Raw genomic sequence first — 20,515 nt, forward strand, 5'->3', positions numbered from 1 at the left:
CATCAGGCTTGCGCCAGCGTCCCCGGTGGCACCGCCGCCTTTGTCTGGCGGGTGTGATGCTGCTAAGCATGCAAGCGTCTATTGACCTTCGCGTCAAGGGCCGAAGCCAGTATGGGACAGTACAGCTGTCTTTTTATTAGCCATATATACCCAACTGATCTGAATTTGAGCACCGAGCCTAGCATGAGTGATAATAAAAGCGGCAACCCCGCCAAGCTATCGATCGAGACAGCACTGACCCATCTCGGTCGTTCGCCCGATGATCATTTTGGATTTGTGAATACGCCCGTCTATCGCGGGTCGACGGTGTTGTTCAAAACGCTCGATGATCTCGACGCGCAAAACCAGCGCTTCCTTTATGGCCGCGCCGGCAACCCAACGACCGATGGCGTCGAGGAAATCGTCAACGCACTCGAAGGCGGCTACCGCACGCGGCTCCTGCCCTCGGGCGTGGCCGCGATCACGGTTGCGATCCTGAGCTGCGTGCGCGCAGGCGATGAAGTGCTGATCTGCGACAATGCCTATGAGCCCGGCCGGCAGTTCGCCGACGACTTCCTAGAGCGCTTTGGCGTGACGGTTCGCTATTACGATCCCCGCATCGGCGCGGGAATCAGCGAACTGATTTCGCCGCGCACGAAAGCGATTCTGGCCGAGAGCCCCGGCTCGCTGACCTTTGAAATGCAGGACATTCGGGCTTTTGCGGAAGCCGCCCATGCTGCGGGCGCCAAGCTGATCGTGGACAATAGCTGGGCATCGCCGCTCTATTTCAAGCCGCTGGAGATGGGCGCCGACATCGTGATTCATGCGGGGACCAAGATGTTCGTCGGCCATTCGGATGCGTTTGCCGGAACGGCAACCGCGACCGAGGAACGCTGGGGCGAGCTGGAGCTGACGCGGCGTCGACTTGGCTTTTTCACCTCAGGCGACGAGGCCTTTCTGGTGGCGCGTGGCTTGCGCACGCTTTCTATCCGCATGGCGGAGCATCAGAAGCGGGCCCTGGACATTGCCAGCTGGCTTGAGGGGCAGCCAGAAGTGGTTTCGGTGTTGCACCCTGCCCTGCCCAGCCATCCCGATCATGCGCTGTTCAAGCGCGACTTCACCGGGTCCGGCAGCCTGTTCGGCGTGATTCTGGCACCGGCCCCGCGCGCCTCGGTGGCGGCATTTGTCGATCAGTTACAGCTGTTCACCATGGGCTATTCATGGGGCGGCTATGAAAGCCTGTGCCTGCCGGTGAACCTCAAGGGCATCCGCACCGTCAAGCCATGGATGAATGAGGGGAACCTGTTCCGCCTGCATATCGGCTTTGAGGGCGTCGATGACCTCAAAGCCGATTTGAGTGCAGCAATGGAGCGCTACGCCCGGGCGCGCTGAAACGCACGCCTGAGGACGGCGAATCGCCGACGGACGATTCGTCCGTCGGGCCTGATGGTGAACAGCCAGCCGCGCCGCGCGAAGAAATAGCGCACCAGATAGGCGCCGAGCATGCCGACGATCAGGCCGGCAAAGACGTCGGTTGGGTAGTGCATGCCCACGGGCACGCGGGAAATCCCCACCACGACGCCGATTGCCAGAAACAGCAGGAAGAATCGCGGCCACAGAAAGCCGATGACGAAGGCCAGGGCGATGGCGGTTGTCGTGTGGCCGGATGGAAAGCTCTGGAACTGCCAGTCGTTGAGGACGTGCTGGAACGAAAAGGCCCCGTATGTCTCAAATTCCACCGGACGGACGCGACCAATGAGTCGCTTGAGCAGATTCGCCATCAATCCGGGGGCGCCGACCCCGAGAAAAAAGAAACTTGAGAGCAAGGCGACGTGCCGCGCGATGAATCTGGGCTGGTTTCGCAGAATAAACGCGGCGGGAATCGCGATGATCGTCACGATCAGCGACGGAATCAGCACCCAATCGGACAATCCGTAGTCCGTTATGAGGAAAAATGGCGCTCGCCACTGCTCTGGCCAGCCAATTGCGCCCTGCGAGGCCCACACATCAATCTGTGACAGCAGAGCCACGCCAATAATGACGCCGAGGCAAAAGAGCGGCCAGCGTCGGCTATTCAGCCCAAAAGGCCAGGGTTTGGTGAGATCTGTCATGGCGCGTTTTTGCGTGTCCACAGGCTATCCCGTCAATAGTGATGATAGTTGCAAACGACGCTTGCCCTTTTCAAATCCATTGGTTAGAGAGGCGCTGTCTCGGAGTGTAGCTCAGCCTGGTAGAGCACCGGTTTTGGGAACCGGGGGTCCAAAGTTCGAATCTTTGTACTCCGACCATACTTTTTATCGCCGTTAGCGCATCGTGTTGAGGACCTTGCATGACTGCCCGAATTTACCGACCGGCTCCCAACGCCATGCAATCGGGTAAGGGCAAGTCAAAGCAGTGGGTCCTGGTCCACGAGTTGGCTTCGCAGCGCGGTATTGACCCACTGATGGGTTACACCACGTCCACTGATACGCGTCAGCAGGTTCGCCTGAGCTTTGATACGCTCGAGCTGGCCGAAGCCTATGCGCACAAGAATGGCATCGCCTATTCCGTGCAGCCTTCGCAGGAAGCCACGCCCAAGCGTCAGAGCTATCCAGACAACTTCCGGTCTGACCGCAAGACGCCCTGGACGCACTGATCGTCCCACAGATAGATTTTTCAATGCGCCGCAAGTGATTGTGGCGCTTTTGTTTTTGGGGACCTTTGTTGGACGCAAGCCTCTTGATCATCCTGGCGGGCGCTGCCGCAGCTGGCTTTGCGCAGGGCGTGTCAGGTTTTGCGTTCTCGCTGGTGGCGCTGTCGATCTGGGCCTGGGCGATCGAGCCGCAAATGGCAGCACCCATGGCGGTGTTTGGCGCGCTGGTGGGGCAGCTGGTCGCCCTGCCCTGGGTGTGGCGCGGCTTTGAGTTCAAACGACTGCTGCCACTGGTTGTTGGCGGGCTGATCGGGGTGCCACTTGGCGCATTCCTGCTGCAATGGCTGGACCCGGTGCTGTTCAAATTCGCGCTGGGCGTGTTCCCGCTGATCTATTGCCCGCTGATGCTGCTGCTGCCGCCGGACTTCTCGCTGCGCCATGGTGGGCGCACGGCTGATTGGGCGGCAGGCTTTGTTGGCGGGGTGCTGGGCGGGCTGGCGGGCATCTCGGGACCGATCCCGACGCTGTGGACGACACTACGCGGCTGGGACAAGGACACGCAGCGCGGCGTGCTGCAGGCCTTCAACATCGCCATGCATGTGACGACGCTGACGGTCTATGCGCTTTCGGGCAGCATCACGCAGCAGACGCTGGTGATGTTTGGCTGGATTACGCCGGCACTGGCGATCCCGGCGGTGTTGGGTGTGCTGCTGTTTCGGAGGCTCGCGACGCGGACATTCCGTCGCCTGATTCTGGTGCTGCTTTTGCTGTCTGGCATGACCCTTGTCTGGGGCAGCGTGGTGCAGTGGCTCTAGCGGTTGGCGCGGCGTGACCTATCTGTCAGGCTAGCCCGTCCAAGGAGAAGCCCACGATGAAGCTATCAGCGCGCCGCCTGATCACCGCAATTGTCGCTCTTGGAATGACGTTGCCTGTCCACGCCGCACCGGCTTTGTGGGAAGTCAGCGACGATGACAGCAGCGTTTGGCTGTTTGGCTCATTCCACATGCTGCCCAGCGACATCGAATGGCGAACGCCTTTGTTTGATTCGGTTCTGGCCGACGCGGATGCCGTGGTGTTTGAGACCGATGTGCGTCCATCCGCCATGGCCGTGATCGGCGGGAAGTCATTCGCGCGCGGCATGTATACCGACGGAACGCTGCTCTCCGAAGTCATCGGGGCACAGACCGAATCTGATCTCCGAAGCTGGGCTGACCAGATGGGCATGCCGATGGGCCCATTGCTGGCGATGAAACCGTGGATGGCCACGATGACCATTTCCGCCGCTGCAACCGCCGATATTGGCTTTGATGGCGAAGGGGTTGAGTTCTCGCTGCTGCCCGAGCTGACCGATGACCAGTTGGTGTTTCTCGAAACCGATGACGAGCAGCTCGACGTGCTGGCGGGCGGCACGGAGGACGAACAGGTCGCCTATCTGCGGGCAACGCTGGACGAGCTTGGCTCGATGTCCAAGGTCATGAGCAAGATGCTGACCAATTGGGCCAAGGGCACGCCGGAAGCGCTGGAAAAGATGTTCGCGATGGAAATGGGCGGCTATGAGGGCGAGTTTCTCAACCGACTGATCTTTGAGCGCAACGAGAACTGGATCGCGCCGATCGAGGGCATGCTGGCGGACAATCAGCACAACCTGATCGTGGTCGGGGCGGCGCATCTGATCGGCGATGGCAGCGTGGTCGATCTGCTGGAAAAGGCGGGGTATCAGGTCAAGCGGATACAGTAGGTTTGGAGGGGATACCCCCGCCTAGCCTCCCCCTGATAGGGGGAGGAATCTGGCCAGCGGGCATGGCGCGATCGTGCCACACACTCGATAGGCTCCTCCCCCTTTTCAGGGGAGGTTGGATGGGGGTACTCTTAGACCTCGCTGAGCTTGGTCCACTTGCCGTCATTGCTGCTCGACTGCACCGAGGCGACGATGAACTGCATGCCTTCGATGCCGTCGGCCATGGATGGCAGCAGCCCTTCATAGGCTGCACCCTCGCCGCGGATGACGGCGGCAAACTGGCTATAGAGCGTGGCGAAAGCTTCGAGATATCCCTCGGGGTGACCGGACGGAACACGTACATTCATGGTCGAGGCGGGCTGGCCGGTGATCGAGCCGCCGCGGGTCAGCAACTGCTTGGGTTTGCCGAATTCGGTGAACCACATGTAGTTCGGATTATCCTGACGCCATTCAAGTCCGCCCTTGTCGCCATAGACGCGCAGCTGGAGGCCGTTCTCGTTGCCGACGGCAACCTGGCTGGCCCAGAGCATGCCCTTGGCGCCGCCTTCGAAGCGCAGCATGATGTTGACATTGTCGTCGAGCTTGCGGCCCGGCACGAAGGACGTCAGGTCCGCCGAGACGGCCGAGGTCTTGAGGCCGGTGACGAAGCGCAGCAGGTTATAGGCGTGGGTGCCGATATCGCCGATGGCGCCGCCAGCGCCGGAACGAGCCGGATCGGTGCGCCATTCAGCGCCAGGGGCATTGCCGGACTGTTCGACGGCTTCGGTGAGCCAATCCTGAGGGTATTCGGCCTGCACGACGCGGATATTGCCCAGAGCGCCCGAAGCGACGACTTCGCGGGCCTGACGCACAAGCGGATAGCCGGTGTAATTGTGGGTCAGCAGAAATTTGGCGCCGTTCTTGGGCTTGATCTCGGCCAGCTTGCGGGCGTCTTCGAGCGTGCTGGTGATCGGCTTGTCGCAGATGACGTGGATGCCAGCTTCAAGGAAGGCCTTGGCCGGGCCGTAATGCATGTGGTTTGGCGTGACGATGGCGACGGCTTGGATGCCATCGGGACGCGCGGATTCGGCGCGGGCCATGTCTTCGTAGGAGGTGTAGATGCGGTCATCGGCGAGGCCGAGATTGCGACCGGATTCCTTGGCGACTTCGGCGCGCGACGACAGCGCGCCAGCGACGAGGTCGTAATCACCATCAATGCGGGATGCGACGCGGTGAACGTAGCCGATAAAGGCTCCCGTGCCGCCGCCAACCATGCCCAGGCGAATGCGCTTTGCGCCGTTCTCAGCCATATTCTTGTCTCCTCAATTCTTGTCTGTGGCGAAGTCTGTGCCACGCCCTCGTGGTTCGAGGCTCGCGAAGTGCTCGCACCTCACCATGAGGGCTGCTGTTACACCAAGCTCAAAGTAGCCCTCATATTGAGCCAGGCAGTGCTGCAATCCCATCCATCTATCGTCACCACCCGGGTTGTCCGGGTGGTCCATGGATTGCCCGGACAAGCCGGGCAATGACGGCGTACCGGATATCCTACTGGACTACGAGAGTCCCAGGATCTTGCGATTGGCGGCGGCGTCGGTGCCGGCGGAGGCGAAATCGTCGAAGGCGTGTTCGGTGACGTGGATGATGTGGTTCTTAATGAACTCGGCACCTTCACGTGCGCCATCTTCGGGGTGCTTGATAGCGCATTCCCATTCGAGCACGGCCCAGCCAGCGAAATCATATTGGGCCATCTTGGAGAAGATGGAGGCGAAATCGACCTGGCCGTCGCCGAGCGAACGGAAGCGCCCTGCCCGATTGATCCAGCTCTGGTAGCCCGAATAAACGCCCTGACGACCGCTTGGGTTGAACTCGGCGTCCTTGACGTGGAACAGCTTGATGCGCTCGTGATAGATATCGATGAAATCGAGATAATCGAGCTGCTGCAGCACCATGTGGCTTGGATCGTAGAGAATGTTGGCGCGCGGATGGTTTTTGACGCGGTCGAGGAACATCTCGAAGGTCACGCCATCGAACAGGTCTTCGCCGGGGTGCAGTTCGTAGCCGACATCGACGCCGTTTTCGTCAAAGGCATTCAGGATCGGGGTCCAGCGGCGGGCCAGTTCGTCGAAGGCCTCTTCGACCAGACCGGCCGGACGCTGTGGGAATGGATAGAGGAACGGCCAGGCCAGCGCGCCCGAGAAGGTCGCGTGTTCGGTGAGGCCGAGGTTTCTCGAGGCCTTGGCTGCCCAGTGGAGCTGCTGGACCGCCCATTCCTGACGGGCCTTTGGATTGTTGTGCACCGCTGGCGGCGCGAAGCCATCGAGCATGGTGTCATAGACCGGGTGCGCTGCAACAAGCTGGCCCTGCAGGTGGGTCGACAGTTCGGTGATTTCGAGACCATGGCTGGCGGCGGTGCCCGTGAGCTCGTCGGCATAGGTCTTGGAGGTCGCGGCCTTTTCCAGATCGATCAGGTTGGTAACCCAGGTCGGGATCTGGACGCCCTTGTAGCCATAGTTTGCGGCCCAGCCGCAGATGGCGTCAAAGGTGTTGAACGGCGCAGCATCGCCCGCGAACTGTGCCAGAAAGATTGCGGGACCCTTGATGGTGCGCATGTCGTCTCTCCTCTGTGGGCGCTTGGCGCCTCGGTTTTGTATCATGTCATGAAAACAGGCGACGAGTGACCGCCGCCTGTCTTTATTCCTCACCATAGTTTTGACCGGCGCATGACGCCTGTCAATGAGGTACGCACCTCATTACTTCAGCAGCGCCCGTGCATCGGCCGGACCGAGGGCTAGCGGACGCTCGCAGGTGGTGGTCAAGGTGATCACCTGCCCGCTTTCGCCTGCCTTGAGCAGGCTGGTCATGACGTCGACGACATGCAGCGCCACATCGAGGCCGCAGCGGGCGCGGTAGCCGCCTTCAATGGACGCCATCATGTCGGCGAGGCCTGCCGCGCGGTAGTTGGCGCGCGGGATGGGCTGGTCGAGTTCCTGATTGGCAACGCCAAAGGGATGGTCCCATGGCGTAACGTTGGTGCGTTCGCCGGCAATGTCGGCCGTCACCAGATCGCCGCCGAAGAAGTTCGGGTCGGGCAGGAAGATCGAGCCGTCGGTGCCGTAAAGCTCGATATTGTGGTGACCATGCGCGGCCACGTCCCAGCTCGCACCGATGGTGACGATGGCGCCGGAGGCAAATTCGAGCACGCCATGAATGGTGGTGGGCGTGGCGACCTTGACGAAGGTGCCCTTGCAAGGGCCCTCGGCGGTCACTTCGCGTTCGGTGCGGGCCATATTGGTGAAGGCCGACAGGCGTTTGACCGGACCGAGCAGATGGATCAGGTCGGTGACGTAGTAAGGACCGAGATCAAGGATCGGGCCGGCGCCGGGCTGGAAGAAGAAGTCCGGGTTGGGGTGCCAATGCTCCATGCCACGGCTCATGACGTGGGTGGTGCCACTCATAATCTTGCCGAGCTGGCCGCTGTCGATGATTTCGCGGGCCTGCTGATGCGCGCCGCCCAGGAACGTGTCCGGCGCCGAGCCAACCTTGAGGCCACGTTCGTCGGCAGCTTTACGGAGGGAGACACCCTCCTCCAGCGACAGCACGAACGGCTTTTCGGAATAGGCGTGCTTGCCGGCCGAGACGATATCCATCGACACCGCATAGTGGGCCGATGGGATGGTCAGGTTCACGACGACGTCGATTTCGCTGTTCTTGAGCAGCTCATCGGGCGTCTGCGCGGCGACGCCAAACTCGGCGGCCTGCTTCTGCGCTGCGGCGGGAGCAATGTCGGCGATGGCGCGGACATCGAGCCCCTTGAACAGCGGCGCAAGGCGGAGATAGGCGCTGGAAATATTGCCGGCACCAATGATGCCGACGCCAAAAGTCTTGGCCATCTGGATTACTTCCACTTGCTGGCGGTTGCGATCGAGCGCGCGGCGAAGCGCTGCTCGTCCGACGGCTTGTCGTGTTCGGCGACGAAGTACTGCGCCTTGGTCTTGGCCTGAACGGTTTTGATCAGCTCATCCCAGTTGAGCGTGCCGTGGCCGATATCGGCCCAACCATCTTCATCGAGCGCTTCGCCGACGGGAGCGATGTCCTTGACGTGGACGGCGCTGATGCGATCGCCGTATTTGTCAAACCAGGCGATCGGGTCGGACTTGCCGCGTACGATCCAGGCAATGTCGGCTTCCCATTCGATGTGCGGCGCACCCTCAAGGATGATGTCGATGGGCAGACGGCCGGATGTGGTGGGCACGAACTCGAAGTCATGGTTGTGCCAGCCGAAGCCATAGCCTTCCTTGGCGTAAGCCGCGCCTGCCTTGGCGAGAATATCGGCCAGTTCGAGCCACTTGGAGTCGTCGGCGCTGCGCTGTTCGGGCGTAATATAGGGGCAATAGATGCGCTTGATATCGAGGGTTTCGGCGGTCTTGAGCGTGGTGGCGACGTCCTGAATTTGGTCGAGGCCAAAATGGCCAGTGGGCATGGCCAGACCGTGCTTTTTCAGAGTGGCGGCAAGCGTCGGCGCGTCGGCATAAAGCCCGCCGTAACCCTCGACCTGCCTGTAGCCAAGGGCTGCCAGTTTGGCGAGAAAGTCCTCAAGCGATGGGGTGTTGCGGGCGCTGTAGAGCTGGAATGACAATTCGGTCATTGTGGCCTCGTTGGTAACGTTGTGGCTACGGGTCGTCGTATGGCGACCGAGGCAGCCTGTTGTGGTTTGTTGCTGGAATGCAGGCGTAGAAGGCCGCGCGGCGCCGTTGGACGTCGCAGCGGAAGGGGTGTTTGCGCTCAGAGGCGGTTGGTGGTTTCCGAGCTGAAAATCGAGCCGCGACCGGGGTCAAAACCGATCACCAGCTTCTGGCCGGGATGCAGCGGAACATCGCTGGCGGCGCGGAAGGTGACGGGGTGGCCGGCGATCTTGGTCCAGGCCAAGGTGTCCGAACCCATCGGCTCGACGATCTCGATTTCCACCTCGGCCGAGTACGGCATTTTCGCTGCTTCGGCGCCCAGTACGATGTGTTCGGGACGAACGCCGAGTACCGCCTTGGTCGCGCCACTGGCGGGTGTGCTGAACTCGTAGCTGCCGACGGGGACGACGGTGCCGTCGTCGGCCGTGAAGGTGGAGCCCTCCAGCGCGCCTTGCAGCATGTTCATCGAGGGCGAGCCGATAAAGCCGGCGACGTAGAGATTGACCGGCTTGTTGTAGATCGTGTGCGGATCGGCCAGCTGCTGGATGACGCCGTTTTTCATCACGGCAATGCGGTCGGCCAAGGTGAGCGCCTCGATCTGGTCGTGGGTGACGTAGATCATGGTGTTCTTGAGCCGCTGGTGCAGCCGCTTGATCTCGACGCGCAGGTCCGAACGGAGCTTGGCGTCGAGATTGGAGAGTGGCTCGTCGAACAGGAAGACGTCCACATCGCGGACCAGCGCCCGGCCGATGGCCACGCGCTGACGCTGGCCGCCCGACAGGGCCGCCGGCTTGCGGTTGAGCAGCGGCTCGATCTGGAGGATTTCGGCGGCACGGGCGACGCGACGCTCGATCTCGTCCTTTTTCATGCCCGAGACGCGCAGCCCGAAGCTGAGGTTTCGCTCCACCGTCATCTGCGGATAGAGCGCATAGGACTGGAACACCATGCCGATGCCACGATCCTTGGGCTCGGCCCAGGTGACGTTCTTGCCGTTGATGAAGATCTGACCTTCGGTGACTTCGAGCAGGCCAGCGATGCAGTTCAGCAAGGTGGACTTGCCGCAACCCGACGGCCCAAGCAGCACGACAAACTCGCCCTGCTTGATGTCGATGTTCATCTTTTCGAGGACGCGAACGGCCCCGAATGCGACGGACAAGTCCTTGATTTCTACACTGTTAGTCATTGGCTTAGCCCTTCACGGCGCCGGCGGCGATACCGCGGACGAACCATTTGCCGGAGATGAAGTAGATCGTCAGGGGGACCAGGCCAGTGAGAATGGTGGCGGCCATGTTGACGTTGTATTCCTTCACGCCCTGCATCGAGTTGATGATGTTGTTGAGCTGCACGGTCATCGGGTAGTTCGACGTGCCGGCAAAGACGATGCCGAACAGGAAGTCGTTCCAGATGCCCGTCACCTGCAGGATGACCGCGACCACAAAGATTGGCAGCGACATCGGCACCATGATCTGGAAGAAAATCCGCCAGAACCCTGCCCCGTCGACACGTGCCGCCTTGAACAATTCCTGCGGCAGCGACGCGAAGTAATTGCGGAACAGCAACGTCAGGATCGGCATGCCGAAGATGGTGTGGATCACGATCACGCCCTGCAGCGTGGCGAAGATCTTGGCCTGCGACAGCAGGATCACCAGGGGATAGAGCATCACCTGATAGGGGATGAACGAGCCAAAGATCAGGATCGCGAAGAACACTTCGGAGCCCTTGAAGCGCCAGTTGACCAGAGCGTAGCCATTTAGCGCGGAGATAAAGACCGAAACGATGGTGCTCGGGACGGTGATCTTGACCGAGTTCCAGAACCCGACCTTGAGGCCTTCGCAATAAAGGCCGGTACAGGCGCTGTTCCAGGCCTTGAACCAGGGTTCAAGCGTCCAGCCCTGCGTCGGTGGCGAGAAGATCTGGCCCAGACGGATTTCCGGCATTTCCTTGAACGACGTCATCAGCATGACGTAGAGCGGCAGCAGGAAGTAAATCGCGAACATGGTCAGGATCACGTAGATCAAGATCCGCTGCGGGGTCAGGAGTTTTTTGGGCTTGGGACCGGATGGGCCCTTGAGCTCGGTGGTGGTGATTTCAGTGGTCATTGCCGCACCTCAACGATCGCGCCGGGGTCTAAATTCATAGAATGCCCACGGAATGAGGATGATGAGCACGGTGAGGAGCATGACGGTGGATGCGGCAAGGCCCTGCCCAATATTGCCGGCTCCGAACATGTAGTTGAAGACGTATTTGGTCGGCACTTCCGAGGATATGCCCGGCCCCCCTCCGGTGAGCGCGACCACAAGATCGTAGAGCCTGACAATGCCGGAGCCGACGATCACGAACGTGGTGACGAAGGTGCCGCGCATCATGGGGATGATGATGGAAATGTAGGTGCGCCAGGTGGGAATGCCGTCGACGCGGGCGGCTTTCCAGACTTCTTCGTCCACCGAGCGCAAACCGGCCAGCAGCAGCACCATGACAAAGCCCGTGCCCTGCCAGATGCCGGCGATCAGCAGCGCGCCGATCACCATGTTACGGTTGGTCAACCAGTCGAAGGTGAAGCCCGCCCAGCCGAGGTTACGGACCGATTCCTGCAGACCGAACGCCGGGTTCATGATCCACTGCCAGACAAGGCCGGTGACGATGAACGACAGCGCAAACGGGTAGAGATAGACGGTACGGAACACGCTTTCGAAGCGGATTTTCTGGTCCATCAGCACGGCAAGCAGGAAGCCAACCACCATGGTGAAGGTCAGCGAGAACACCCCATAAATGGCGATATTGCGTACCGAAGTCTGCCAGCGACTGTCCTTGAACAGGCGGACATACTGATCGAAGCCGATGAAATCGAGCGACGGCAGCAGGCGGGAATTCGTGAAGGAATATGTGACTGTCCACGCGGTGCAACCGATGAAGATCACCAGCACCGTCAGCACCATGGGCGTTACCGCCAGTTTGGAGCTGAAATTGCGCAAAAACAGGTCGTGAAAGAAGCCAGTGGGTCGGCCAGTTGTCCGCATATGGGTCACCATTAACAAATGGCCGGCTGAGGATAGTGTCCTAGCCGGCCACGCGGTTAAAATGGGAGGAAGGCTTACTGAGCCGAAGCGATGATGTCGGCGAAGCGGTTCTGGGCGTCGTCAACGGTGATCGAGTGATCCGAGAAGAACTCGCTGATCAGATCTTCAATCTGCTGCTGGGTATCGCTGGTGAGCTGCGATTCAGAAGCGGGCAGAACCTTGGTTGGGTCTGCGAAAAGCTTGAGAGCCTTCTGCATGCAGGCATTGGCCGTGCTGGTATCGACGTCGCCACGAACCGGGGTCGAACCCTTCTTGAGGTTGAACGCAACCTGCACATCTGGCGAGAGCAGCAGCTTGGCCAGACGAAGCTGGGCAGCGGTGATCTCAGGATCTTCGTTCTTGGGGAAGTAGAAGCTGTCGCCACCGGTATCGACCAGTTCGCGCACACCCAGACCTGGCAGGCAGTCATAGTCTTCGCCTGCAACTTTGCCGGCCACGGCGAATTCGCCCTGTGCCCAGTCGCCCATGATGTTGCCGGCAGCCTGGCCAGTGATCACGAGGTTGGTGGCTTCGTTCCACAGGCCCGTCTGGGTCGCTGGATCAAAGCTGTCACGGACGTCGGCGAAAGCCTGCAGGGCCGCCTTGAAGTCGTCGCTGCGGACAGCATCGACGCTCTTGTCGCGGTAGATTTCCTGCTGGACTTCAGGACCGGCGATATCGACGAAAATCTGGTTCCAGGCGTGGGTGACGGTCCAGGCTGGACCCATTGACAGCGGGATGATGCCCTTGTCCTTGAGCGCTGGGAAGCTGTCGACGAACTGGTCCCAGGTGGTGGGGACTTCAAGGCCGTTGTCGAGGAAGACGTGACGGTTCAGCCACAGCCAGTTGTTGGAGTGGATGTTGACCGGGACGCAATAGACCTTGCCATCGACCTGGCACGGCGCGAACACGGACGCCGGACGGATCACGTCAGCCCAGTGCTCGGCGGTTGCGACTTCGCTCAAATCCTGCATCAGGCCGGCCTGGATGAGTTCTTCGGCATCGCGGCCGGTGTTCATCTGGGTGGCGCCCATCGGGTTACCACCAAGGATGCGGCTGATGATGATCGGGTTCGCCGTCGAGCCGGAACCGGCGATGGCGCCGTCGACCCAGTGGTCACCCTCGGCGTCGAACGCCTTGGCCAGTTCGGCGACGGCAGCAGCTTCGCCGCCCGACACCCACCAGTGGGTGACTTCGAGGTCCGTTGCCATGGCAGTGCCGCACATCAAAGCAGCCGCGAGTGCGGCCGCTGCAAATTTCTTCATATTCTGTCCTCCCAAACGATCACTTGGAGCCAAGCGCTCCCGCGAACCGGCCAGCAGCATGGTTGTCTTCTTGTGAGACCTCCCGTGCTGGCGGCGTGTAATCGATTGCATTGAGCCGTTTCGAAAATCTCTGCAATCGATTGCATGAGTTTCATACACGACTTGCGCAGCTGTCAAGATCGAATTAAATCGATTGCATAACTCTAAGCGAGGGAGGCGCGCTGAGAGATGGAACCAGTCAGAAAAGCGCCGACGATACAAGATGTTGCTCGCGCTGCAGCGGTTTCCACAGCCACTGTCAGTCGCGCCCTATCGGCCCCTGACCGGGTGAGCGAGAGCACCCGCGCGCGCATTTCGGCAGCGGTTCTGGCGACCGGCTACACACCAAATCAGTCGGCTAGGTCGCTGCGCCAGCGCACTTCGCGCACCATTCTTGTCGCCCTGCCTGACCTGCGCAATCCGTTTTTTGCCGCTGTGCTGGACGCCATCGAGCGTGAAGCAACAGGGCGCGGTTATGGCATGCTGGTGGCCAATCGGTTCCCCGGCATCGAGCCGGCTCGGCGCATGCGCGACTATTTTTCATCCAACCGTATCGACGGGCTGCTGTTGCTCGACGGCACCGTCGATCTGCAGCAGCTCATTGCATTGGCCGGCGATCCACAGCCGGTGCCGTTGATCGTGGTGTGCGAGGAAATTCCGGCGGCGCCGTTCCATACCGTCAAGACCGACAATGCCAAGGCTGCCGCAAGGGCGACCCGCTATCTCATTGAGCTTGGACACCGCCGCATCGGCCATATCAGGGGGCCCGACGACAATATTCTCACAGGAGAACGTCAACGCGGCTTTGAGGCTGCCATGAGTGCCGCAGGGCTCGAAATTCGCAAAGAATGGCTGTTCCAGGGTGCGTTCGATATGGAGACCGGGCACGCCGTCGCGCATGAATTTGCCGCGCTCAAGGAGCGTCCCACCGCGCTGTTCGTGGCCAACGACGCCAGTGCCATTGGCTTTCTCGCCGGGCTGCGCGAGCACGGGCTCGATTGTCCCCGGGATGTCTCGATCATCGGCTTTGACGATCAGGCCATCGCCACCCATAGCTGGCCGCCCCTTACCACGATGCGCCAGCCGCGCGCCGAGCTGGGCCGCATTGCGACTGCCGCACTCATCGATGTCATTGAGGGCAAACAGGATGCGCTGCCCAGGAGCCCGGTCGTGCTGCAATCCGAACTCATCATCCGCGCCAGCACCGCCCCCCTACCCCGTTAACCTCGACATTTGCCGTGAAGGACCCACGCCAGCCACAACAAGACCGTTCCCTTTGTCGCAAAATGGGGTAAATGGGACCTGCGCTGGTCCCGTAGCTCAGCTGGATAGAGCAGCAGCCTTCTAAGCTGTTGGTCGGTGGTTCGAGTCCACCCGGGATCGCCATATACTCCAAAATATTCAATTATTTCAATGCGCTCGCCCCGCACATGGGTGTTTTTCGGGCCATTGATTCCATTAACAGAATCGGCGCGGCCCCCGCACCTTTTCTGCCCTGTTCCTCATGGGTAAGGAGATAGACGATGGCATATGCAGAGACGACGAGCGTTTCAGTCGAGAAGACCGAAGGCCAGATCAAAGCGATGATCAAAAAGGCTGGGGCAACTCACTTCGCGACGATGGACGAAGCGGGCATGGCGATCATTGCTTTTTCGATGAAGGATCGGGCCATTCGCTTCAACCTTCCCCTATCTCGTCAAGATGATCGGAACTTCGCGCTCAATGGTCGAGGTGCGGCTCGGACTGCAGATCAGCGCTACGCCGCATGGGAGCAAGCTTGCCGTTCTCGGTGGCGCGCGCTCTACCTATGCATCAAGGCCAAGCTTGAAAGCATCGAGAGCGGCATCGAGACTTTCGAAGATGCGTTCCTCGCCAACATTCAGATGGCCGATGGGCGGCTGGTTAGCGAAATCGCGCGCCCCCCAGATCGCGGCCTCCTACGCGGGCGGCGATGTTCAGTTGCAGCTAACCGGACCTGTCCACTAGCCCCATCCCCTTCACGATAGGAAGAGACAGATGAGCGAATGGCAGCTTGAAGCGATTTTCGCCAAGTACGCCCCCTGGTTCATGGGCTTCTCGATGTTCTGGCCGGTGTTCCGCGACTTCGTGCAGGGCTTTTGTCGGGGGCTCTTGGGAGGCTAAGTGCCGCCCTTACCCCGGCTCGGCGGCTTCCCATCCTGCCAGTACGTTTCATCCGTCCAGCGCCAGATCTGTTTAGGCCTCCGACACACGCATTCTAAGAGGTATCGCCCAACCGGTTGACGCGGTACACCTGCAGGGCAACCTAACAATGGTGATACCAAAATGTCTTGGATGAGCGTCAACACGAAGATCGTTCGACTGTCTGGCCTGACCCTATGTGCCTTGGCATTTTCGGCGGGTGCTTCGATTGCGCAGGATTTGTGCGCAGGTATCGATGTGCCACTGACGGACCAGTTGAAACAAGAATATGTCGCGCTGACTTCCGCCGCACTCAAAGAGGATGCCCCCGGCAAAATCGACGTGGATCAGATCCTCGCTAGTGGCGATTGGAGTGTAGCCTCATTCAGCCCTCAGAATCTGGAAGATGGCTATGCCTTCTTTGAAGAAAAAGACGGGACGAAGATGTTCCAAGATGTTTGGGGCGGCGTAGCGATGCCCGACGAAGGGCCTGAAGTCGCCTCATGGGTAGAGACTTTGGGCGCGCCTGCAGATCTAGCCGCGTGTTTTGCTGACCAGGTGACTGGCGAGGAATAAGCCAGCAGCTGATATTCCGGCCACTTACGTTTGATAGTGGCCGGAATACCCAGCTCCAGGCCCACGGGGCCTGTGATCACCTCGTCGCTCCGCTATGCTGCTTTCTCAAGGAGTGGTTCGTGGGTCCAGCCGCTGGAGTATTTCCCGCATCACTCGAATATCGGTGCCCAAGCTGTTGACCGAAGTTTTCAGTTCCTCGACCGACCGGGCGAGGTTGGCGCTGCCCTGCTCTTGAATCGTGAGGCGATAGGCCAGCTCGTCTATCTTGCGGGTCTCTCCCTCAAGGTTGGACAATCGCTGGTCCGTTCGCGCCTCAATGCCAGTGACCGTCGCCAATCGGTCTTTGTGGGTCTGCTCGTGGTTGGCGATCCAGCCATCATATTTGCGGCCCATCTCATCGACGCTGGCCTTGAAGGTGGTCGCGCTCGCTGTCCACCCCAATACCGATACGATTAGTGTCAGTGCGAAACCGCAGACCGCGATTGTCGTGTTGATATTCCAGCCTTTTGGAACGTGCATTTCGGCACCTGTTTGTGTCGTCAATGAACCCGAGCCCCGAGAGATAGATAGACAGGCGCGCCGGAGCGCGCCCGGTGGTTATTTGCCGGTCAGGCGTTCCCAGAGGGTGCGGGGCGGCTGTCGCAGCTTGGCAATGGCCTCCGCTTCTTCCGAGCCCGAACGAGACAGAGGAAGCTTCTTGCCGCCACTCGTCACAACCTGGGCCTTGGTCGTGGCCCGATAGGACTGCAGCTGCGTCCAGATATACCAGCCGAGGCCAATGGCGGCCGAAATGGTCAGCCCGCCGCCCTGCCCCGTAAAGATGGCGTGCACGTCGTCCTTCATGCTCTGAGGCATGGCCAGATAGATCGGCACGAAGATGGTGGCGAGCGAGCCGAGTTCCCGCGCGCGGCGCCACAGCCAGCCAGCGGCAGCGGATTGAATGATCGCGGTCAACATGGGTCAGAACCTCACTTGAGTGGACAAGAAAAAGGCCGCTCCAACGGCGGCCAGAATGATTGCGGTGATGATGATGGCTCGCCATGGCGGGCCAGAGCGGGGCTGACCTGCAGCAGGCTCCGGATCGGGCACCGGCGCTTTGCCCCCGGCCTTCTCCCAAGTGTCGAGCGCGACTTTGGCTCACTGATTGCGGCTCGGGTAATGCTTCACCCCTGCTCGCAGAAATGCGAGCTCGAAGGCCTCGACCTTGGCGTCGAGCCCTTTGGCAGCCACGGTCTTGCCGATGGCGGCTTTCTCGCTGCCCTCGATGCCTTTGAGTTCGATGAACAGATAGGCGTAGTTCGCGTCATCGCTGGCTGGGTCTTTGCCGGTGCGCTTGCAATACGCCTCGTAGGCGCGGCGGCGCGGGCTGGTCCATTGAGCCCACACAAACCCGCCACGAGAGCCCGCCACGGTCGGCTTGATTTCCTGCAGGATGGTGAGGCCGGCGCTTTCGTGCCCGAGGTTGCCAAGAATCGCCGCAGCGTCCTCAACGCCTATCGGGAAGTCACTGCGAAGCTTTGCCATGATGGCAGGAGCCTTCGCGCGGAACGTTTGCTCCGCGTTGAGTTTGGCCATGATGGCCTCCTGAGTTTAAATTGAAATAGAAATGGTGTTCAATGGAGGCTGTATAGTTCTTGCTGGACGGGGACGCGCGATCAACAACAGAGCAGCGAGGGGAAAATGAAAATTTCGGTTCTATTCTCTCAACCGACCAGAGAGTTGCTCATCCTGCCATTTACCGAAGATCCACTGGTGCCAATCGCGCTGCAAGACAAGACTTGGCGTCCGCTGGTATCGAGCAGCCTCGATGACAAACTGCTCTACCCTTCAAGGCCAATCATCGCAGCGGAAATCGATTTGAATGGCTACGCTTTACTCGCGCTAACGACCGGCGAGTAGGACAGCAGCTCTTCCAGTCTTTTAGTGTCCGGTAATCCTTATGGCCATGATGTCCTCCTGTGATTTGGACAAAGAAAAACCCGCCGAAGCGGGTTGGGTGCAGCATGCGACTTTATTTGCCGAAACAGTTATGGCTTACAACCTGCGGCTTTCGCGAGAGGATTGTTGATGCAGAAATCCACCTATCGCCCTGATATTGACGGCCTAAGGGCGATAGCCGTACTGGCGGTTCTGGCTTATCACCTCGGCTTTAGCTTTATACCTGGAGGCTTCGTTGGTGTTGACGTCTTCTTTGTCATCAGCGGCTACCTGATCACCTCCATCATCGTGCGAGAGATGGCGCAGGGGGAGTTTTCGTTTCTAGGGTTCTACGCACGCCGTTTCCGCAGAATCTTGCCTGCCCTTTTGGTGGTTATCCCAACGTCTTTGGGGGCAGGATGGGTCCTTCTGCTTCCGACGTATTACTCGAACCTATCAGAGAGTGCCACAGCTGCAACCTTCGGTCTGAGCAACATCTTTTTTTGGCTCAACACCGACTATTTTGACCAAGCGGCAGACCAGCTGCCGTTGCTCCATACGTGGTCGCTAGCGGTTGAAGAGCAATTTTACATTGTTTGGCCCATCGCCTTGGTTATCCTTGCTGGTTTGTCGCGGACACACCTGACCAAGACGGCAACAATCGCGCTGGGTGCTGTCATTGTCGTGTCTCTGGTCTGGTCCGAAGTCATGGTCCGCCAGCAATCGTCTCAGCCGTTTTTTCTTACACATCTGCGGGCATGGGAGCTGGCGATCGGGGCGATCATTGCCCTCGCGCCAGCTGTCAAACGCCGATGGTTAGCGTTCGTCATGGACGCTCTGGGCATTACCTTGATCGGCTATGCAGTTTTCCGACTGAGTGCAGCCTCGCCCTTCCCAGGAGCTTCCGCGCTCTGGCCTTGCGTCGGTGCAGCCTTGATAGTCGCCCAAAAAGACCGGGCCTCCCCGATAGCTTGGCTGTTGGGTACACGGCTGATGGTATGGGTCGGGCTGATTTCGTATTCCCTCTATCTTTGGCATTGGCCGATCATTGTTTTCTACCGATATTACATCGGGGGTGACGCGTTCAGCACGCACGAAAAGATCGCTCTCGGCGCAGCCTCGGTTGTTGTCGCGGCTCTGTCTTGGAAGTTTGTAGAGTTACCGTTTCGTCGCCCGACCAGCGTCAATAGCGCGATGACCATCTATTTCGGTTTGGGGGGAATGCTCGGAGCTGCAGTATTGGCGGGTGGGATAGTTTGGCAAGGAGGGCTATATCAGCGCTTCTCGCCGGAGGTTCAAGTTGCCGCTCGCTACCTTGACTACCCGATTCCCGGGGATCCTTTGGGGCGTCGGTGCTTCATCACCAGTGGAATTGCCAACGCGGATGCATTCGACCCTGACTGCGTTAGCGTCCTCGATGGCGGCTACAACGTCCTTGTCATTGGTGATAGCCACGCAATGCACTACGCGTCAGGCCTATTCGAGACCTTTCCCGACGTCAATTTTTCTCAAATCTATGCGTCTGGATGCCGCCCGGTCATTGGCACTCGCGGCTCAGGCTATTGCGTCGACTTGATGGGTAGAGCTTTCGAAGAGATCATACCTGCACACCAATTCGACGAGATAGTGGTCTCCGCTCGATGGGCAAGTGGCGCTGGCGTGCCGGCCTCCTTGCAAAGAACCATTGAGTGGCTTCGCACAAAATCGCAAACCGTCGTGATAATTGGCCAGAACCTTGAGTACTCAGCCGCCCTGCCAGAACTTCTAGTCGCAGACGCTGTGTCTCGTAGATCAGTACCCGATATGGAGGAGCGTAGAAGCAGTGCGGTCGAGGTAAATGCCGAACTGAGAGCCCTGAGCGACAGAACGGGGGCCCTATTCTTCGATCCTCTGGCATCGGTCTGCGAAGACGGAGCATGCAAGCATCAGACACCAGACGGAGCGCCAATGCTGTACGACAGCAATCACCTGACGACAGACGGGGCCGCCTATGTGCTCAGAGATTTCAGAGCCCAAGGCCTCTTTAGGGTGCCTGCGTAACGAGTTTCCAGCCTGTGCTGCCTGTCCCATTTGACTTCATGTATTTTACCCCTCCTGTCGTATCATTCCATTCGCACCCAACGGCGCTGTGACCAAGCCTTCCGGTGAACCTGGGCCGCCCGAAATCCAGTGTGTGGCAGTGAAGAAAAACCGCGTTGCGTATAACCATATGGTCGCGCGCCGAATTCGATGTCGCAGCAGTCTCGATCCCAACCGTTCCGATACCGGTGCCATCAACCGCCCCCACTTTCAGCCGCGCAGAAGTTGCGAACGCGGACCCTGTGCGAACAGTCATGTTGCCCTCGGTGGACAAATTCCCACGAAGACTTAGGCCACTTCCTCGTATAAGGCCGGGGTTGAAATATGAAATCGAAAGGGCGCTCGGCGGCTGTTCGGAAAGCACCCCCTCGCTATCCTTAAAGATGTTTGCGACGTTACCGCCTTGGCCTAAC

General features: G+C 59.7%; 22 protein-coding genes and 2 tRNA genes. 12 read left to right on the forward strand and 12 right to left on the reverse strand.

Features of this window, described 5'->3' with window-relative positions; translation table 11 throughout:
• Positions 1-183: 183 nt before the first annotated feature.
• A complete protein-coding gene (gene metC / locus ABIE28_RS08580; RefSeq protein ID WP_354061955.1) occupies positions 184-1,371 on the forward strand; it encodes a cystathionine beta-lyase in 1,188 nt (395 codons plus the stop codon).
• Here the strand turns inward: metC and ABIE28_RS08585 are convergent.
• Positions 1,353-2,090 carry a phosphatase PAP2 family protein gene (locus ABIE28_RS08585; RefSeq protein WP_354061957.1) on the reverse strand — a complete coding sequence of 246 codons (738 nt, stop codon included), beginning with the start codon at positions 2,088-2,090 and terminating at the stop codon, positions 1,353-1,355. The genes metC and ABIE28_RS08585 overlap by 19 nt on opposite strands.
• Before the next feature lie 100 nt (positions 2,091-2,190).
• Here ABIE28_RS08585 and ABIE28_RS08590 point away from each other — a divergent pair.
• The 4 genes from ABIE28_RS08590 (at position 2,191) to ABIE28_RS08605 (ending at position 4,349) form a co-directional block, all read left to right on the forward strand.
• Positions 2,191-2,267 (forward strand) — tRNA-Pro (locus ABIE28_RS08590).
• 41 nt (positions 2,268-2,308) lie between these two features.
• The gene (locus ABIE28_RS08595; protein ID WP_354061959.1) at positions 2,309-2,614 is read left to right on the forward strand and encodes an ETC complex I subunit; all 306 of its coding nucleotides are present in this window, start codon (positions 2,309-2,311) and stop codon (positions 2,612-2,614) included.
• Positions 2,615-2,682: 68 nt separating this feature from the next.
• Positions 2,683-3,426, forward strand: coding sequence for a sulfite exporter TauE/SafE family protein (locus ABIE28_RS08600; protein ID WP_354061961.1), 744 nt, complete (start codon positions 2,683-2,685; stop codon positions 3,424-3,426).
• A gap of 56 nt (positions 3,427-3,482) precedes the next feature.
• The gene (locus tag ABIE28_RS08605; protein WP_354061962.1) at positions 3,483-4,349 is read left to right on the forward strand and encodes a TraB/GumN family protein; all 867 of its coding nucleotides are present in this window, start codon (positions 3,483-3,485) and stop codon (positions 4,347-4,349) included.
• A 131-nt stretch (positions 4,350-4,480) separates the two neighbouring features.
• On the opposite strand, the gene ABIE28_RS08610 is transcribed toward ABIE28_RS08605, so the two are convergent.
• From ABIE28_RS08610 to ABIE28_RS08645, 8 genes are all read right to left on the reverse strand, one after another.
• A complete protein-coding gene (locus tag ABIE28_RS08610; RefSeq protein ID WP_354061964.1) occupies positions 4,481-5,638 on the reverse strand; it encodes a Gfo/Idh/MocA family protein in 1,158 nt (385 codons plus the stop codon).
• Between the two features lie 243 nt (positions 5,639-5,881).
• Positions 5,882-6,937 carry a sugar phosphate isomerase/epimerase family protein gene (locus ABIE28_RS08615; protein ID WP_354061966.1) on the reverse strand — a complete coding sequence of 352 codons (1,056 nt, stop codon included), beginning with the start codon at positions 6,935-6,937 and terminating at the stop codon, positions 5,882-5,884.
• A gap of 141 nt (positions 6,938-7,078) precedes the next feature.
• A complete protein-coding gene (locus ABIE28_RS08620) occupies positions 7,079-8,218 on the reverse strand; it encodes a Gfo/Idh/MocA family protein (RefSeq protein ID WP_354061968.1) in 1,140 nt (379 codons plus the stop codon).
• A 5-nt stretch (positions 8,219-8,223) separates the two neighbouring features.
• The gene (locus ABIE28_RS08625) at positions 8,224-8,973 is read right to left on the reverse strand and encodes a sugar phosphate isomerase/epimerase family protein (protein ID WP_354061970.1); all 750 of its coding nucleotides are present in this window, start codon (positions 8,971-8,973) and stop codon (positions 8,224-8,226) included.
• Positions 8,974-9,110: 137 nt separating this feature from the next.
• A complete protein-coding gene (locus tag ABIE28_RS08630) occupies positions 9,111-10,193 on the reverse strand; it encodes an ABC transporter ATP-binding protein (RefSeq protein ID WP_354061972.1) in 1,083 nt (360 codons plus the stop codon).
• Between the two features lie 4 nt (positions 10,194-10,197).
• A complete protein-coding gene (locus tag ABIE28_RS08635) occupies positions 10,198-11,109 on the reverse strand; it encodes a carbohydrate ABC transporter permease (RefSeq protein ID WP_354061974.1) in 912 nt (303 codons plus the stop codon).
• 9 nt (positions 11,110-11,118) lie between these two features.
• On the reverse strand, positions 11,119-12,027 hold the full coding sequence (locus tag ABIE28_RS08640; RefSeq protein ID WP_354061976.1) for a carbohydrate ABC transporter permease: 909 nt from the start codon (positions 12,025-12,027) through the stop codon (positions 11,119-11,121).
• 74 nt (positions 12,028-12,101) lie between these two features.
• The gene (locus tag ABIE28_RS08645) at positions 12,102-13,331 is read right to left on the reverse strand and encodes an ABC transporter substrate-binding protein (RefSeq protein WP_354061978.1); all 1,230 of its coding nucleotides are present in this window, start codon (positions 13,329-13,331) and stop codon (positions 12,102-12,104) included.
• A gap of 228 nt (positions 13,332-13,559) precedes the next feature.
• On the opposite strand from ABIE28_RS08645, the gene ABIE28_RS08650 reads away from it, so the two are divergent.
• The 5 genes from ABIE28_RS08650 to ABIE28_RS08670 all read left to right on the forward strand — a co-directional run bounded on the left by ABIE28_RS08650 (position 13,560) and on the right by ABIE28_RS08670 (position 16,106).
• The gene (locus ABIE28_RS08650; RefSeq protein ID WP_354061980.1) at positions 13,560-14,594 is read left to right on the forward strand and encodes a LacI family DNA-binding transcriptional regulator; all 1,035 of its coding nucleotides are present in this window, start codon (positions 13,560-13,562) and stop codon (positions 14,592-14,594) included.
• Between the two features lie 85 nt (positions 14,595-14,679).
• Positions 14,680-14,756: transfer RNA gene (locus tag ABIE28_RS08655), tRNA-Arg, on the forward strand.
• Between the two features lie 137 nt (positions 14,757-14,893).
• Positions 14,894-15,376 (forward strand): hypothetical protein, encoded by a 483-nt coding sequence (locus ABIE28_RS08660; RefSeq protein WP_354061982.1) that lies wholly within the window; start codon positions 14,894-14,896, stop codon positions 15,374-15,376.
• Between the two features lie 10 nt (positions 15,377-15,386).
• Positions 15,387-15,512, forward strand: coding sequence for a hypothetical protein (locus tag ABIE28_RS08665; protein WP_354061984.1), 126 nt, complete (start codon positions 15,387-15,389; stop codon positions 15,510-15,512).
• Between the two features lie 171 nt (positions 15,513-15,683).
• Entirely contained in the window at positions 15,684-16,106 is a 423-nt protein-coding gene (locus ABIE28_RS08670) for a hypothetical protein (protein WP_354061986.1), read from the forward strand.
• Positions 16,107-16,211: 105 nt separating this feature from the next.
• Here the strand turns inward: ABIE28_RS08670 and ABIE28_RS08675 are convergent, their stop codons facing one another.
• The 3 genes from ABIE28_RS08675 to ABIE28_RS08685 form a co-directional block, all read right to left on the reverse strand.
• Complete coding sequence (locus ABIE28_RS08675; protein WP_354061988.1) at positions 16,212-16,625, reverse strand: hypothetical protein; 414 nt, start codon at positions 16,623-16,625, stop codon at positions 16,212-16,214.
• A gap of 78 nt (positions 16,626-16,703) precedes the next feature.
• Complete coding sequence (locus ABIE28_RS08680) at positions 16,704-17,063, reverse strand: hypothetical protein (protein ID WP_354061990.1); 360 nt, start codon at positions 17,061-17,063, stop codon at positions 16,704-16,706.
• 180 nt (positions 17,064-17,243) lie between these two features.
• Entirely contained in the window at positions 17,244-17,681 is a 438-nt protein-coding gene (locus ABIE28_RS08685; RefSeq protein WP_354061992.1) for a phage tail tip lysozyme, read from the reverse strand.
• Between the two features lie 105 nt (positions 17,682-17,786).
• On the opposite strand from ABIE28_RS08685, the gene ABIE28_RS08690 reads away from it, so the two are divergent.
• Positions 17,787-18,005, forward strand: a complete 219-nt coding sequence (locus ABIE28_RS08690; protein ID WP_354060219.1) for a hypothetical protein — start codon at positions 17,787-17,789, stop codon at positions 18,003-18,005.
• A 168-nt stretch (positions 18,006-18,173) separates the two neighbouring features.
• Positions 18,174-20,063: an acyltransferase family protein gene (locus ABIE28_RS08695; RefSeq protein ID WP_354061994.1), complete on the forward strand. Its 1,890-nt coding sequence runs from the start codon at positions 18,174-18,176 to the stop codon at positions 20,061-20,063.
• Positions 20,064-20,515 lie beyond the last annotated feature (452 nt).

The organism is Devosia sp. 2618, assembly GCF_040546815.1.
Classification (GTDB): Bacteria; Pseudomonadota; Alphaproteobacteria; order Rhizobiales; family Devosiaceae; genus Devosia.